The organism is Alistipes sp. AF48-12 (assembly GCF_003477565.1).
Lineage (GTDB): Bacteria > Bacteroidota > Bacteroidia > Bacteroidales > Rikenellaceae > Alistipes_A > Alistipes_A hominis.
The window spans coordinates 34193-51450 of record NZ_QUDJ01000006.1; the positions used below are offsets into that span (position 1 = coordinate 34193).

10 protein-coding genes are annotated in these 17258 nt (G+C 57.8%); 5 read left to right on the top strand and 5 right to left on the bottom strand.

Features of this window, described 5'->3' with window-relative positions; genetic code table 11:
* The gene (gene tsaD / locus DW082_RS05015; protein ID WP_101571361.1) at positions 1–1023 is read right to left on the bottom strand and encodes a tRNA (adenosine(37)-N6)-threonylcarbamoyltransferase complex transferase subunit TsaD; all 1023 of its coding nucleotides are present in this window, start codon (positions 1021–1023) and stop codon (positions 1–3) included.
* Between the two features lie 123 nt (positions 1024–1146).
* Between tsaD and DW082_RS05020 the strand changes: the two genes are divergently transcribed.
* Positions 1147–5604: a translocation/assembly module TamB domain-containing protein gene (locus tag DW082_RS05020; protein ID WP_118457645.1), complete on the top strand. Its 4458-nt coding sequence runs from the start codon at positions 1147–1149 to the stop codon at positions 5602–5604.
* Positions 5605–5754: 150 nt separating this feature from the next.
* Here DW082_RS05020 and DW082_RS05030 read toward each other — a convergent pair whose 3' ends face one another.
* Complete coding sequence (locus DW082_RS05030) at positions 5755–6348, bottom strand: hypothetical protein (protein WP_055202100.1); 594 nt, start codon at positions 6346–6348, stop codon at positions 5755–5757.
* Positions 6349–6591: 243 nt separating this feature from the next.
* Here DW082_RS05030 and DW082_RS05035 point away from each other — a divergent pair, with 243 nt between their 5' ends.
* The gene (locus DW082_RS05035) at positions 6592–7581 is read left to right on the top strand and encodes a bile acid:sodium symporter family protein (protein WP_259335521.1); all 990 of its coding nucleotides are present in this window, start codon (positions 6592–6594) and stop codon (positions 7579–7581) included.
* On the opposite strand, the gene DW082_RS05040 is transcribed toward DW082_RS05035, so the two are convergent.
* Positions 7546–8430: a class I SAM-dependent methyltransferase gene (locus DW082_RS05040; protein ID WP_118457648.1), complete on the bottom strand. Its 885-nt coding sequence runs from the start codon at positions 8428–8430 to the stop codon at positions 7546–7548. The genes DW082_RS05035 and DW082_RS05040 overlap by 36 nt on opposite strands.
* Positions 8431–8440: 10 nt before the next feature.
* Positions 8441–10264: a U32 family peptidase gene (locus DW082_RS05045; RefSeq protein ID WP_118457752.1), complete on the bottom strand. Its 1824-nt coding sequence runs from the start codon at positions 10262–10264 to the stop codon at positions 8441–8443.
* 151 nt (positions 10265–10415) lie between these two features.
* Here DW082_RS05045 and DW082_RS05050 point away from each other — a divergent pair, with 151 nt between their 5' ends.
* Entirely contained in the window at positions 10416–11759 is a 1344-nt protein-coding gene (locus DW082_RS05050; RefSeq protein WP_055202105.1) for a sodium-dependent transporter, read from the top strand.
* On the opposite strand, the gene DW082_RS05055 is transcribed toward DW082_RS05050, so the two are convergent.
* Positions 11760–12521 (bottom strand): RNA methyltransferase, encoded by a 762-nt coding sequence (locus DW082_RS05055; protein ID WP_172970744.1) that lies wholly within the window; start codon positions 12519–12521, stop codon positions 11760–11762.
* A 278-nt stretch (positions 12522–12799) separates the two neighbouring features.
* Between DW082_RS05055 and carA the strand changes: the two genes are divergently transcribed.
* Positions 12800–13888 carry a glutamine-hydrolyzing carbamoyl-phosphate synthase small subunit gene (gene carA / locus DW082_RS05060; RefSeq protein ID WP_101571367.1) on the top strand — a complete coding sequence of 363 codons (1089 nt, stop codon included), beginning with the start codon at positions 12800–12802 and terminating at the stop codon, positions 13886–13888.
* Positions 13876–17100, top strand: coding sequence for a carbamoyl-phosphate synthase (glutamine-hydrolyzing) large subunit (gene carB, locus DW082_RS05065; RefSeq protein WP_118457650.1), 3225 nt, complete (start codon positions 13876–13878; stop codon positions 17098–17100). The genes carA and carB overlap by 13 nt, the downstream gene beginning before the upstream one ends.
* The last annotated feature ends 158 nt before the right edge of the window (positions 17101–17258 follow it).

The following is a 17258-nucleotide window of genomic DNA, read 5'->3' on the forward strand; positions in this document are numbered from 1 at the left end:
TCACATCCGGCTGATCCGCGCCACGGGGACAACGTCCATCGGGGCGAACTCGCCGCGCTGGTATTTGAAATACCCGGTGACGGCGATCATCGCCGCGTTGTCGGTCGTAAATTTGAACTCGGGAAGAAACGTATTCCAGCCGCGACGGACGCCCTCCTCGACAATCGCACGGCGCAGGCCCGAATTGGCCGAAACGCCGCCGGCGATCGCGATGTCGCGTATGTCGTAATGCCTGGCCGCCCGTACCAGCTTGTTCAACAGAATCTCGATGATCGTCGATTGCAGCGAAGCGCACAGATCGGCTTTGTTCTCCCCGATAAAATTCGGGTTCTCGCGCATCTCGTCGCGCAGAAAATAGAGGAACGACGTTTTCAGCCCGCTGAAGCTGTAATTGAACCCGTCTACCGACGGCTTCGCGAATTTGAACCGTTTCGGGTCTCCTTCCTTAGCCAGTTTGTCGATTACCGGGCCGCCCGGATACGGCAGTCCCATCACCTTGGCGCATTTGTCGAAAGCTTCCCCGGCGGCATCGTCGATCGTCGTGCCGACGATCTCCATCTCGCCGTAATCCTTTACCAACACGATCTGCGAATGACCGCCCGACACCAGCAGACACAGGAACGGGAATCGCGGATGTGCCAACTGCCGGTCGGGCAGATCGATGAAATGGGACGAAATGTGCCCTTGCAGGTGATTGACGTCCATCATCGGAATATCCAGCGACAGCGACAGCCCCTTGGCGAACGAAACCCCGACCATCAACGAGCCGAGCAATCCCGGCCCGCGGGTAAAAGCGATCCCGTCCAAATCCTTCAGGTCGATGCCGGCCTCCCTGATCGCCGTATCGACCACCGGAATGATGTTCTGCTGATGCGCCCGCGACGCCAGCTCCGGGATCACGCCGCCGTACTTGCGGTGAACGTCCTGACTGGCAATAACGTTCGACAACAGCGTCCGGCCCCGAATCACCGCGGCGGAAGTATCGTCGCACGAAGATTCGATACCCAAGATCGTAATATCCATTTTGGCTTTATTATTTATAATAAATTTAGTAAACTTGTAGTTCTTTTCAGAGAGACATGCGAAGCGCCGTAACGCAGAGCGGCTCCGATTGAAAACCAACAGAATACCGCACGCAGCTTCCGAATGGGCAAAGTTATAAAAATAATACGATCTTTCGTGTCGGCGGTGATCCTGCTTGTGATATTTTTGCCGGTCGCCGTCACGCTGCTGCTGCACATGCAATCGGTGCAGAACCTGATCGTCGGTCAGGGCCTGAAAATGCTCAGCGAAAAAGCCCAAACCGAGTTCTCGGTCGAAAAGGTGCGTTTCCGGCTGTTCAACCGGCTGTCGCTGGAAGGCCTTTACGTAGAGGACTACCACGGAGACACGCTGTTCTATGCGCGCAACGTCGTCGTCCCGCTGGGCAGTCTGAACGTTTTCACGGGAGCCGTGCGGCTCGGGGACGTCGAACTGGACGGAGTGCGGTTCAACTTGATGCAGGACAGTTCGCGGACGAGCAACCTGAAACAGATCCTGCTGAAATTCAAGAAAGAGAAGAAACAAAAGAAAAAAGGATTTCGGCTGACGGCGTCTTCGGCAACGATCCGGGACATGAATTTCCGCCACCGGAAATTCGACGTCCGCCCGAAAGAGTACGGCGTCAACTTTACGGATCTGGACGTTCGGAATTTCAAACTTCTCGTACGGGACGTATCGGTCGCAGACGACAGCGTGAACCTCGCGATCGACTCGCTGACGCTGCGGGAGCGCTGCGGGCTGCACATCGAAAACCTGTCGACGCGGCATTTCCGGATCTCCGGATCGGGTATGCACTTCGACGATTTCCGGCTAAAGACCGCCGAATCGGACGTACGGATGGCCTATCTCTATTTCGACTACGACACGTGGAAAGGGTATAACGATTTCCTGAATAAAGTGAATATCCGTTCCGAATTTACCGCCTCGACCGTTAGCTTTCAGACCATCGCCTACTTCGCCCAGGGACTGCGCAACTGGCAAACCGTCTTCCGCAATGCTTCGGGACAAGTGGAAGGGCCGGTCTCGAACATGAGAGGGAGCGTGGGGCCGGTCGAAACGAGAAACACGCGGGTCGACGTAAAATTCCGCATGACCGGGCTGCCGGACGTGAACCGCACCCATTTCTCGTTCGACGTGCAGGAACTGCGTACCGAGGCCGCCGACATCGCCGACATTGTGCAGGACATCGCCCGGAAATCGGTCGAAAAGAATTACGCCACGCTCGAAAAAATGGGGCGAATCGCATTTACGGGCCATTTCGACGGTCTATTCAGCGACTTCGCAGCCGACGGCCGGCTGCAATGCGAACTGGGAAGCGCCGACCTGAAACTGAATATCAAGCCGCTTCAGTCCACGCAACGCGCGACCGGTTTCAACGGGACGCTGAATACGAACGATTTCCGGATCGGCTCGCTGCTCGGCATCCCGAAACTCGACCGCATCGCGCTGAAAGCCGACGTGACGGGACAGCTCGGCAGCGCGCTGCGGATGAAAGCGCAGGCGCAGATTCCGCTGCTCGAATACAACGGATACGCGTACAACGACATCGTCCTGAACGGGGAATTCGAGAACAAGGAGTACACCGGCGCCATCGTCTCGACCGACCCGAACATCGCGTTCGATTTCGATGGCAAACTGAACTTCAACGATTCGCTGCCGGCCTACAATTTCAATCTGGCCCTGCATAACGCCGACCTGTACAAACTGAATTTCAACCGGCGGGACACAGTTTCGGTGGTGCGGGGCAATCTGACGGCGCAAGGCTCGGGCATAGGGCTCGACGAGTTGAACGGCACGATCGAGATCGACGACATGACCTACATCAACCACATCGACACCGTCAAAACCGGACGGATCCGTATGCTGGCCGACAACCACGGCAACCGGAAACTGCTGGGTTTCTATTCGTCGTTCGCCGATGCGGAACTGAAAGGCAGGCTCAGCTACAACAAAATGTTTTCTTACTTCAAAAACACGCTGATATCCTACCTTCCGTCCATCTCGGAACACGACGGGCAGGAGCGGGAAACGATTCCGCCGGCCGACGGGGCTTCCAGCATCGACAACTACTACCTGCTGAACGTCAATGTAAAAGAAGCCAACAACGTGGCGGGCATCTTCATTCCTGGCCTGCAAGTCGCCCAGGGAACCACGCTGGCCTTTCTGTTCAACCCCGAAAGCGACGTCTTCTCGCTGACGCTGAACTCGGAACTCATCGAGAACGAACAGTTCTTCGTCTCGAACCTGAAGGCGTCCGCCCGTAACCAGGGCGACTCGATCTCGATGTTCGTAACGGCGAACGACCTGCTGGCCAAAAACCTGTACATGCCCAACTTTTCGGTCATCGGCGGGGCCAAAGAGAACCGGGTCAACCTGGCCATGCGGTTCAACAACACCGCAAACGGCACCTACGCGATGCTCAGCACCACTTCCGCGCTGTCGGTCAATCCGGAAACGGGCGTTCCGCAGATCAAAATCAACTTTTATCCTTCCACGCTCACGACCGGCAACCAGACCTGGCGAATCGGCGCCCGGCAGATCGTCTACGACTCCACGCGGGTCGTCGTAGACAACTTCCGGATCGAAAACGGCCCGCAACGCCTCTCGGTCAACGGCACGGCCTCCCGCAGTAACCAGGACACCCTTCGGCTGAGCCTGCAACACTTCGACCTGAAGCCGTTGTCGCAGATCACTTCGAGCCGGGGCTACCTGTTCGAAGGATACACCAACGGCTCTGCAGACCTGATCGCTGCATACGGCGAAGGAGTGCTGAACGCAGACATCGATTTCGACAGCATCCGCGTCAACCAAATCCCGTGGCGAGACACGAAGTTCAACTGCCTCTGGGATTTTCAGTCGAAACGGGCCCGTTTCAGGCTGTCCGACCGCAAACTGGGCGACAACATCGTGGCCGGTTTCTACTCCCCGACCGAACGCCGTTACGGCGCGGAAATGAACATCCGGAAAATCGACATGGCACTGCTCGCTCCGGTGCTGAAAGGCGTGCTGCGCGAAACGCAGGGAGAGGCCAGCGCCCGGCTGACGCTGAGCAGCAGAAACCTCCAACCCGTTCTGAACGGCGCCATCCGCGTCGAACGTTTCGAAACGACGGTCGATTATACGAACGTTCCCTACGCCCTGACCGGCGGCACGATCGACGTAGCCGACAACGTGATGACCCTGCAGCCGGCCGAACTGACCGATCCCCGGGGAAACCGCGCCGGATTCGACATGAAATTCGACTTCCGGAACCTGCGCAATCTGGCCTACGACATACACGTGCGGCCGCAGAACACGCTCGTACTGCAAACGACCGAACAGCAGAACGACCTTTTCTACGGAACGATCTTCGCGTCGGGCAACGCCACGATCCAAGGCAATAAAAACGGCGTCAACATGAACATCGTCGCGACGACCGCCGACAACTCGCATTTTTACATGCCCCTGGGCAACAGCGCGGATATCTCCGCCGCCGACTTCATCGTCTTCGAAGACCCGCGTCAAAAAGCCATCCGGGACAGTCTGGAAAAAGCGAACAGCACGAACCGGTTGCGGCAGGCCCTCGCGCGCAGGATGCGCCGGATGGACAGCCTGCCGTCGAACATGGACATCAAGATGGCGCTGAACGTCAAGCCGAACGTCGAAATGCAACTAACCCTCGACCAAGCCGGCGACAACCTGCTCAAAGGACGCGGCAACGGCACGATCAACCTACACGTCAATCCGCGGAACAAAGATTTCACGATCTACGGCGACTACGACATCACGGACGGCAGCTACCGTTTTTCGCTGAAGAATTTCGCTACGCGCACGTTTGCCATCGAAGACGGCAGCCACATCCAGTGGACGGGCGATCCGGTCAACGCGCTGGTCGACATCACGGCCGTCTACAAGCTGAAGGCCTCGCTGGCCCCGCTGCTCGGGGCCGGGGAGCAGAACTCTCGGCGCAACGTCCCGGTGGACTGCATCATCCGGCTGTCCGAACGGCTGACGCAACCGGCTATCACGTTCGATGTGACCGTCCCGAACGCCGACCCGGAAACCCAAAGCGTTATCCTGAACTCGATGAATACGCAGGAGATGATGTCGACCCAATTCCTGTGGCTGCTGGCCACGCAGAGTTTCTATGCCGACAATTCGTACACGAACCAGAACCTGAACATCGGCGCCATGGGCGCGACCGTGACCGGCATCGACTTCCTGTCGAACCAATTGAGCAGCCTGCTCTCGACCGACCGTTTCCGACTGGCGCCGAAATACCGCCCGAAAAGCGAGGAAACTTCGGACGAATTCGGCACCGAATTTTACGGGGAACTGATCAAAGACAAGCTGATCGTCGAAGGCGACGTCAGTTACGACACCGGCAACGGCGTACAGATGAACAAGCGTACCGCCAACAGCCTGACGGGCGACGTAACGCTGAGCCTGCTGCTCGACGAGGCCGGTAATTTCAAGGTCAAGGCCTTCACGCGCACGATCGACCGGTTCGACGAGAACCAGGGCCTCAGGAAAGCGGGATCGGCATCTCGTACCGGCAAAGCTTCGACACGTTCGCCGATCTGATCCGCAACATGCGCAACCGGATCGAGCGGATCCGCGAACGAAAAGCTTTGAAAAGACAACAGAAATCGAAAAAAAAACGCTTCTGCGGAACCGGCCGGCGAATCCGGAAAGTAGCGGCCATCCCGCGAAACGTTTCCGGAGCGGACGGAATTAATCCCAAAAAGCGATCTGCTGGTAGTAAGGATTGATGTGCAGGTGATACAGACCGGGCCGGGAAGCGTAATGCTCCGAAAGACTCCGGTTTCCGAATGCGACTCCTCCGAAAAAGAACAGCAGCATACCGGCCAGCAGCAGCGATACGCGGCGTTCCGTCCGGCGACGCGCCCCGATGCGGCCGAACAACGGAACGACCTTCTCCCAACACAACCCGACGATCGCGGCGGCATAGCCTATGAAAAGCACCGTTTTCAGAATCGTCGATTCGAAAAGCACTCCCGAAAAAGCGAAAACGGCGGCTATATACAATGCCGTCCCGAGAAAATAGACACGCAACACGCCTTCGGCCGCTCGTTCCGACAGTCTCGAACGCAAGAAAGTCAGCAGCACCGGAAAGAGCGCGAAACAGGCCGCCAACAACACGTCGAACAACAGCCCCGACACGAATGCCTGACCCCAATCGAAGGCGGACATCTCCGTCCACACGTCGCGGTTGTAAAATAGAAAAAACGGCTTCTGCACGGCGAATACCAGCACATAAGCGACCCAGACCGCTGCCGAAAATACGATATTGCGCTTTGCTTCCATAATCATCGGTTCAAAGGTAGAAAAGCGCGCACGGACGGAAAGGTCTTTTGGGAATCAAACTTGTCCCGAAACTCCGAATCGCATTTCCCCGAAACCTCATATATAATACAAATTCCGTACCATCCGTGTCATAAATCCGACCGAAACCGCCCCCGGAGACATTGTTAAAAAATTAAAAAAAGCCTTTGATTTCACGACAATACTCCGTTACTTTGCACCGGAGGGAATGATAAATCCGGGCGTATGGTCGACTATCTGAATCACGTAATCCTGCAGCAATTCAAAAACTGGATGCTTCCGATCGCCATGATCGTAGGCGGCGTATTCTATCCGTTCGTCTCGTCGCTCTCTTTCCTGACCCCCTACCTGATTTTCCTGATGTTGCTGGTGCCCTATTGCAAGCTGTCGTTCGACGACATGCGCATCACGCGGCTGCACGTGATCCTGCTGGGGATTCAGATACTCGGGAGTCTCGCGCTGTTCGGGATCATCGCGCTGTTCGATCCGCTGCTGGCCCAGGGCACTTTCATCTGCGTGATGGCTCCGACCGCCACTTCGGCGGCCGTAATCACCGGTATGCTCGGCGGAAACATCGCCGTGCTGGCGACTTACACGCTGCTGAGCAACCTGACGGTCGCCACGCTATCGCCGCTGGTCTTCTCGCTGATCGGCTCGCAGACCGCGCTGCCGTTCTTCGAGTCGTTCGGGATCGTCTGCCGGCAAATGATCCCGCTGCTGATCCTGCCGTTCGTAATCGCCGTGCTGCTGAAACGCTTCGCGCCCCGCATACACCGGCAACTGCGCGAACGCCAGCAGATCTCGTTCTACCTGTGGGCCGTAGCGCTGACCATCGTGATGGGCAACACGGTCGCCTTTCTCATGAAACAGGATGCGTCGAACTATGTCAATGAAATCTGGATGGCGCTGCTGGCGCTCGCGGTCTGCTGCGCCCAGTTCCTGGCCGGACGCCGCATCGGACGCCGCTATCGCAACAAGATCGCCGGCGCACAGGGCCTCGGACAGAAGAATACGATCCTGGCGATCTGGATGGCACAGACTTACCTGACGCCGATCGCTTCGGTCGGCCCGGCCGCATATGTCATCTGGCAGAACCTCATCAATTCGTACCAGCTCTGGGCTAAACGGCACCGGGAGCAAGGACTTCCGAAAAAAGAGCCGGTCAAAACCCCGATCGGTCTACCGGGCACACCGGTAATACACCCCCAGCGGTAACGCCTTGCCGAACGGATCGGTGAAATAGAGTTCGCCGAACTGCTCCGCAGAGCACGCCCCGACCAACTGACGCACCGCGCTGCGGGCCAGCAACGCCGACAACCCCATCGAATAGAGATTCAACACCAGAAAGCCGTTCTGCGGTTCGAGCAACTCCCCGCACAGCGAAAGCATTTCGTTGATATGTTCTTCGAGCACCCACTTTTCCCCGTCCGCGCCGCGCCCGTAAGCCGGCGGATCGAGAACGATGCCGTGGTAGGTTTTGCCTCGCTTCACTTCGCGGCGCACGAATTTCAGCGCATCGTCGACGATCCAGCGGACGCCGTCCAACCCGGACGCCTCCATGTTCTCGCGCGCCCACCCGACCACCGGTTTCACCGAATCGACATGCGTCACCTCGGCTCCGGCCGCCCGCGCGGCCAGCGAGGCTCCGCCGGTATAGGCGAACAGGTTCAGTACCCGCGCCCCAGTCCCGACGCGCCGCACCTGCCGGTATATATAATCCCAATTTTCGGCCTGTTCGGGAAAAATTCCCACATGTTTGAACGACGTGAGCCCGAGCCGCATCCGCAACCGCATCGCTTCGCCGCCATATTCGACGAACCACTGTCCCGGCATCCCCGGTTTGCACACCCACTCGCCGCGATCTTCGCTGCGCCTGTCCTTGCGGAACACGGCGTCGGCGCGCTGCCGCCATTCGGCATCGCTCAGCGAACGGTTCCACAACGCCTGCGGCTCCGGCCGGGCCACTACGTAGCGGCCGAAACGCTCCAGTTTTTCGAAATTTCCGCTGTCGAGCAACTCGTAATCGTTCCAGCAGGCAGGGGTCAGCAAATCAGATTTCAGCATAATTTTCGGATTATTCGGTTCGGTTGCAGCAGACAACGCTCATCTCGCAACGCTTGCAGTCAAACATCAATTCATAACGGTTACGCCCGGTTTCGATAAAAAGCCGGCCGCGGTAATCCGGACGTTCGCACAGGCACTGCCCGATCTCGCGGCGCAGGCAGTAACGCATCCGCATCACCCGCACGCCGTCGAAACGGTCGTTCAGATCGTATCCCGCTTCGACGGTCTCGACGCCGTGCTCGCGGTAAAAACGTTCGGCCAGCGGATTGGTCACGTTGTCCGCGCCCGTCAGCGCCGTTTGCGGGAAAACGGCCTGCCGGTTCTCCGGCCGGCGAACCGGTCCCGGATATGCGGCGCTCCGGTTTCCGTCCAACTTTTCGATGCATGTCCGACGCAGGGCATTCAACACGGCGACCGGCACGAAACGCGGCTCGTCGCAACGAATCTCTACGCCGGAAACCGCATAGATCGTGTCCCCCGTCTTCGAAATCTGCGTCCGTATCGTCTCTTCTGCCTGCGACGGGTTGTGCGCTGCGGCAAAATCGCCGTCGACGGAGCACCCGGCCGACACCCGGCCGTCGTCCAACGTCAGCGCCAACCGCTGCGGCCCGACCGACACGTATGCCGCAACCTGAATCCGCCGCCGCGTCCGGGCCCGGTTCAGAGCCGCGACGAACCGGCGGTCGTAATTACGGAACAAAGCGGTTCCCGCCCGGATACCGCCCGGACGGTTCAAAAAAATCCGGTCGCCTTCCACGCGGTTGACACGGGTTCCGACCAGACCGCCGTCCGGCCCCGCAAAGCAAACGCCGTCGCCCGCCGCCAGCACCCCGAGACCGGCGCCTTCCACAAAATCCCGCGCAACGCGGGTCGCCTTCCCGACCGGCTCGCCGAACGATTTGGGCGTATCGAACGACGCCGCGCCGCGCGACGCGCCGTTTATATAGTAAGAAGTCGCGCCGCGCGAAAAACTCTTCCGGGGGTCGGGCGAAAAATCCAGCGCGCTCACCCCCTGCGACGCCCTCCGCAAGTCGCTGCGTCCGGCGATCAGTCCGTCCAGCCGGTTGCGATACCAGCCGACGACATTACGCACATAGTTGATATCCTTCAACCGTCCTTCGATCTTGAACGACGAAACGCCCGCGTTCGCCATGTCGTCCAGATGCTGCGAAAGATTCAGGTCGCGCAGCGACAGCAGGTGCTTCCCGCTCATCAGTCGCTTTCCGTTCTCGTCCACCAGATCGTACGGCAGCCGGCACGCCTGCAAGCAGGCTCCGCGGTTGCCGCTGCGCGGCGACATCGAACGGCTCAGGTAGCACTGCCCGCTGTACGCGACGCAAATCGCCCCGTGCACGAACGCCTCGATCCCGGTATCCGGAACCGCGTCGGCAATCCCGCGTATCTCCGCCAGGGTCGCAGCGCGCTCGAGAATGATCCTCGAAAAACCGGCGTCGCTCCAAAACCGCGCCCGGTCGGGAGTCATCGTACACATCTGCGTCGAGGCGTGCAACTCGACCGGCGGAAGATCCATCCGCAGAAAAGCCGTATCCTGCACGATCAGCGCATCGGCGCCCGCGCGGCATACTTCGCGGGCGATGCGTTCGGCCTCGCGCAGTTCGTCGGCAAAAACCAACGTATTCATCGTCACGAACACCCGCACGCCGAAACGGTGCGCATAGTCGCACAACCGCGCGATGTCGCCGACCGGAACGGCCGCATCGACCCGCGCGCCGAAACCGGGCGCACCGACGTACAGCGCGTCGGCGCCGCAATCGACGGCGGCGCATCCGTATTCGTAATTTTTGGCCGGAGCCAACAGTTCGATCGTTCTCATCGCTTTTGGACGGATATTTGCCGCAAAGGTAACAAACAATCGGAATTTTGCCGCCGCCCCGACCGCGTACGAATACACCGAATATTTTTACGCGAATTCCGTTAAAAATAATAACTTTGTTTAATCATTTTCAAAACGACAACTATTCGGCATGGCAAAAAGAGGATCATTCGGCAGCAGGTTCGGAACCGTCGCAGCGGTCGGAGGTTCGGTCATCGGGCTCGGAAACATCTGGCGATTCCCGTATGTGGCCGGCGAGAACGGTGGCGCCGCATTCATTCTGATCTACCTGGCAACCAGCTTTCTAATCTCGATTCCGATCATGCTGTCCGAATTCAGCATCGGCCGTTCGACCCGCCGCAACCCGATGCGGGCTTTCAACAAACTGGCTCCCGGATCGAAATGGAAACTGGTCGGTTACATGGGAATCCTCACGGCCTTCGTGATCCTGTCGTTCTACTGCGTAATCGCCGGCTGGGCGTTCGAATTCCTGAAGGAATCCGTTTTCAACCAGTTCAACGGGCGGAGCGCCGACCAAATCCGCGACAGCTTCAACGGATTCGTCGCCAGCGGATGGAAGCCGGTGATCTGGACCTTTCTGTTTACGGTCGCATCGGCGGGAATCGTTCTGTCCGGAGTCGAAAAAGGGATCGAACGCTATACGAAAATCCTGATGCCGATGCTGTTCGTACTGCTGCTCGGCATGGCCGTCAACTCGCTGACCCTCGACGGCGCGCAGGCCGGCATCGAATTCCTGCTGAAGCCCGACTTTTCGAAAATCACCGGCACGACCGTCTTACAGGCGCTCGGACAGTCGTTTTTCTCGATGAGCCTCGGCATGGGCGCGATGATCACCTACGGATCGTACCTACGCAAAAATGAGAATATGCCCCGCGTGGGAGCCATGGTGGCCTTTTCGGATATCACGGTGGCGATCCTGTCGGGACTGGCCATCTTCCCGGCCGTCTTCTCGTTCGGCATCAGCCCCACTTCCGGACCGGAGCTGGTTTTCCTGACGCTGCCGAACGTCTTCGCCCAGATGACCGGCGGCTATATCATCTCCGTCGTCTTCTTTTTCCTGTTGTTCGTCGCAGCCATCACCTCGTCGATTTCGCTGTTGGAAGTCATCGTGCTATACATGACCGAAGAGTTGCGCCTCAGCCGCAAGCGGGCTATTTTCTACACCGCATCGGCCATCACGGTCACCGGATCGCTGTGCGCGCTGTCGATGATGCCCGGTTCGAAACTCTCGGTCGCAGGCATGAATCTTTTCGATCTATGCGACCAACTGTCGTCGAACGTGCTGATGCCGCTGGGCGGCCTGCTGATCGTCCTGTTCACCGGCTGGGTATTTTCCCCCGTAAAATTCAGGAACGAATTTACCAGCAACCTGCAATACGGCGTAAAGATTTTTCCGCTGATCCGTTTCCTAATAAAATTCGTAATTCCGGTCGTGATCGCCATCCTGTTCCTGAACAGGATCGGACTGCTCTGATCAACGCAGCCTGCGGCGGAATTCGGCGCAGGCCACGGCCGTAGCCACGGCGACGTTCAACGACTCGGAAGTAGCCGTTCCGCCGGGATAAGACGGAATGTACAGGCGGCGGGACACGCATTTTTCCACATCCGGACCGATTCCTTTCCCCTCGTTTCCCATCACCAGAATCCCGTCCGCAGAGAGCTCCGCGCCGTAGATGTCGTCCCCGTCCAGGAAAGTGCCGTAGACCGGAATGCCGTCCGACAGCGCCTTCTCCAGCAGACCGGACAGCGGCAGGTAATGCACCCGCACGCGCGTAATCGCGCCCATCGTCGCCTGCACTACCTTCGGATTGAAACAATCGGCCGTCGCTTCCGAACAGACGATATCTCGGATACCGAACCAGTCGGCCAGCCGGACGATCGTCCCCATATTACCCGGATCCTGCACGTCGTCCAGAGCCAGCACGAGCGCACCGTCCCCGAAACGTTCCGGCTGCGCGTAATGCGGAATTTCGACCAGGGCGAGCACGCCGGCAGGCGTTTTCAGCATACTGATACGCTCCATCTCTTTCGGGGAGACCCGCACCAGTTCGGTATCGGCCCGCAACGGCAACCATTCCGCACCGTCCCCGACGGCAAGAACCCGACGCACCGGAAAAGAAGAGGCGAGCATTTCGCGCACCGATTTCTCCCCTTCGGCCACGAACAGCCCCGAGGCGGCGCGCTCCCTGCGTGAAGACAGCGAACGAATAAAAGCGATTTCGGCTTTGGTCAACATCTTACGGCGATTGAATTTACATTTTCGGACTTCGGGACGCGTCTGCAAAGATACGATTATTTTACCGGATTGCACCGAAACGTTTCATACTCGCTCCGGAATACCCCGGTCACGATAAAAAATCCGGCACGACAAAAAAAACGACCTCTTCCCGAAAAACTTTTTCCGCATCGGTTTGCACAATCGAAAATCTATCCGTACTTTTGCAGTTCAGAAACTATTCTGAAGAGAAGACCGTTTCAGCAAGTTTACGAAAATTCATAACTTACTGATATAGAATGTCTGACAAAAAAACCGCCCGTCTCGTTCTGGAAGACGGAACCCTATTCAAAGGGTACTCGTTCGGCGCCGCAACCTCCGTTCCCGGAGAAGTCGTTTTCAATACCGCGATGACCGGATATCCCGAAAGTTTAACAGATCCTTCGTACAGCGGCCAGATTCTGGTGATTACCTACCCGCTGGTGGGCAATTACGGCGTTCCGCAGTTTACCGAAGAAAACGGGATGCTCCGATTCTTCGAATCGAACCGTATCCACATCCGGGGTCTGGTCATCTCCGACTACTCGTTCGAGTACAGCCATTGGAACGCGGTCGAAAGCCTCGGCAAATGGCTCGCCGACAACGACGTTCCGGCCGTTTGCGGCGTCGATACGCGGCAGATCACCAAGATCATCCGCGAACGCGGCGTGATGCTCGGCAAGGTGCTCGTAGAAGGAACGCCCGAGCCGGAGCAGTTCGTCGATCCGAACCGCGAAAATCTCGTCGCGCAGGTCAGCACGAAACAGGCGCAGACTTACGGTAACGGTCGGCACCGGATCGTACTGGTCGACTGCGGTTGCAAGTACAACATCATCCGCTGCCTGTGCGACCGCGACGCGACGGTGATCCGCGTACCGTGGGACTACGATTTCACGCAACTCGAATACGACGGGGTGATGCTGTCGAACGGCCCCGGAGACCCGCAGCAATGCGGGGCCACGGTCGCCAACATCAAAAAGGCGATTGCGCTCGGCAAGCCGATCTTCGGCATCTGCCTGGGCAACCAACTGCTGTCGATCGCCGCCGGAGCGACCACCTTCAAACTGAAATACGGACACCGCAGCCATAACCAGCCGGCGCTGATGGTCGGTACGAACCGTGCCGTCATCACGTCGCAGAACCACGGTTACGCCGTGGACACCGCCACGCTCGATCCCGAATGGGAACCCTATTTCGTAAACCTCAACGACGGCACCAGCGAAGGCATCCGCCACAAAAGCAAGCCGTTCTTCTCGGTACAGTTCCATCCGGAAGCCTCCGGAGGGCCGGTAGACACCGAATTTCTGTTCGACCAGTTCATCCAAAACATCGAAAAATGCAAACGATAGATAAAGTGGAAAAAGTGATCCTGCTGGGTTCGGGAGCACTCAAGATCGGAGAAGCCGGAGAGTTCGACTATTCGGGTTCGCAGGCGCTCAAAGCGCTCAAAGAGGAGGGAGTTTACACGGTGCTGATCAACCCGAACATCGCGACGATCCAGACGTCGGAAAACATCGCCGACAAGGTGTACTTGCTACCGGTGACGCCCGAATACGTCGAAGAGGTTATCAAAAAGGAGCGGCCGCAGGGCATCCTGCTCGCCTTCGGCGGCCAGACGGCGCTGAACTGCGGCGTCAAGCTCTACCAAAGCGGCGTATTGGAAAAATACGGCGTACGCGTGCTGGGCACTCCCGTGCAGGCGATCATCGACACCGAAGACCGCGAGAAATTCGTCGAAAAACTCGACGAAATCGACGTCCGGACGATCAAAAGCGAAGCGGTAACATCCGTTTCCGAAGCCAAACGGGTGGCGCACGAGTTGGGTTATCCGGTGATTATCCGCGCGGCCTATACGCTCGGCGGCCTCGGATCGGGTTTCTGCGACAACGACGAGGAACTGGACGCGTTGGCGAACAAAGCGTTTTCGTACTCGCCGCAAATTCTGGTCGAAAAATCGCTGAAAGGCTGGAAAGAGGTCGAATACGAGGTCGTGCGCGACCGCTACGACAACTGCATCACGGTCTGCAATATGGAGAACTTCGACCCGCTGGGCATCCATACCGGCGAAAGCATCGTTGTGGCCCCGTCGCAGACGCTTTCCAATGCGGAATACCATAAACTGCGAAAACTGGCGATCCAAATCATCCGGCACATCGGGATCGTCGGCGAATGCAATGTGCAATACGCCCTCGACCCGCACTCGGAAGACTACCGCGTGATCGAGGTGAACGCCCGGCTGAGCCGTTCGTCGGCGCTGGCGTCCAAAGCGACCGGTTATCCGCTGGCCTTCATCGCGGCGAAACTGGGCCTCGGATACGGCCTGCACGAGCTGAAAAACAACGTCACCAAGAGCACGACCGCCTGCTTCGAACCGGCGCTCGACTACATCGTTTGCAAAATCCCGCGCTGGGACCTCGGCAAGTTCAAAGGCGTTTCGCGCGAGTTGGGTTCGAGCATGAAATCGGTCGGCGAAGTGATGGCCATCGGCCGCAACTTCGAAGAAGTAATCCAGAAAGGGTTGCGGATGATCGGACAAGGTATGCACGGTTTCGTCGCGAACAAAGAGTTCGAAGTGAACGACATCGACGCCGCGCTGAGCCATCCGACCGACAAACGGATCTTCGTGATCGCTCATGCGCTGAAAAAGGGATACACCGTCGAACGCATACACGAACTGACCCGGATCGACCGCTGGTTTCTCGAAAAACTCGAAAACATCATCCGGATCGAAAACGAACTGGAGCAGCACAATAACATCGCCAACGTGCCGGACGACCTATTGCTGGAGGCTAAGCAGCGCGGTTTTTCGGACTTTCAGTTAGCGCGCATGGTGAGCAAAAGTATCACAAAAAACATCGAGGCCGATATGTTGACGATCCGCAAATACAGGAAAATGCGCGGCATCACGCCGTACGTCAAGCAGATCGACACGCTGGCGGCCGAATACCCGGCGATGACCAACTACCTGTACGTCACGTACAACGGCACGTCGCACGACATCGAATTCGCGCACGACAAGCGTTCTGTGATCGTGCTCGGATCGGGGGCCTACCGGATCGGCAGCTCGGTGGAATTCGACTGGTGTAGCGTCAATGCGCTGAACACGATCCGCCGGCAGGGGCTGCGTTCGGTAATGATCAACTACAATCCCGAAACCGTTTCGACCGACTACGATACCTGCGACCGCCTCTACTTCGACGAGCTGACGCTCGAACGGGTGCTCGACATCACCGACCTCGAAACGCCCAAAGGCGTGATCGTCTCGACCGGCGGACAGATCCCGAACAACCTGGCCCTGCGGTTGCAGAATGAGCACGTCCCGATCCTCGGCACTTCGGCCGAAGACATCGACCACGCCGAAGACCGCCACAAATTTTCGGCGATGCTCGACAGGATCGGCGTCGACCAGCCGCGATGGAGGGAACTGACCACGATGGACGACATCTACCGTTTCGTCGACGAAGTGGGCTTCCCGGTGCTGATCCGGCCGAGCTACGTGCTCTCCGGCGCCGCGATGAACGTCGTGTCGAACCGCGAAGAACTCGAACACTTTTTGACCCTGGCGACCAACGTGTCGAAACAATACCCGGTGGTGGTGACCGAATTCATCGAACATGCCAAGGAAATCGAAATCGACGCGGTGGCGAAAAACGGCGAAGTGCTGATCTACGCGATCTCCGAGCACGTCGAATTCGCCGGCGTGCATTCGGGCGACGCGACGATGGTTTTCCCACCGCAGAAAATGTACGTCGAAACGATGCGGCGGATCAAGAAGATCGCCCGCGAAGTGGCGCGGATGCTGAACATATCCGGGCCGTTCAACATGCAGTTGATGGCCAAGGACAACGAGATCAAGGTGATCGAATGCAATCTGCGCGCGTCGCGGAGCTTCCCGTTCGTATCGAAGGTGCTGAAGGTGAATTTCATCGATATCGCGACCAAAGTGATGCTCGGCGTCGATCCCGAAGTGCCGCATAAATCGGCGTTCGAACTCGACTACGTCGGTATCAAGGCGCCGCAGTTCTCGTTCTCGCGGTTGCAGAAAGCCGATCCGGTGCTCGGCGTCGAGATGGCGTCGACCGGCGAGGTGGGCTGCCTCGGCGAAGATTTCCACGAGGCGATCCTCAAAGCGATGCTGTCGGTCGGCTATACGATTCCGAAAAAAAACATCCTGCTGTCGACCGGCGATTCGCGGTCGAAAATGGACATGCTGTCGGCAGCCAAGGCACTACAAGCCAAAGGATACGACATTTTCGCTACGCGCGGAACGGCCGTCTTCCTCGAAACGAACGGCGTACACGCCACGGTGCTGCACTGGCCCGATCAAGACGAACAACCCAACACGCTGACTTATATCAAGGAAAAGAAGATCGACCTGGTGGTCAATATCCCGAAAAACCTGTCGAAAGACGAACTGAACAACGACTACACGATCCGACGCAGCGCGATCGACTTCAACATTCCGCTGATTACCAACGCCCGGCTCGCCAGCGCATTCATCAATGCGTTCTGCCGGCTGAGCAAAGAAGACGTGCGGATCAAAAGCTGGAACGAATATTAGCCGGGAACCTTCCGGAATACCTCTCCAAACGCCGGAACAATTGTAATTCCGGCGTTTTTACTTATTTTTGTGTTCCTACCCTAAACCCGAAAAACCATGCGCCCGCTATTCGCACTTTTACTACTTTTGCCACACCTTTTTACCGGCGCGTTGTCCGC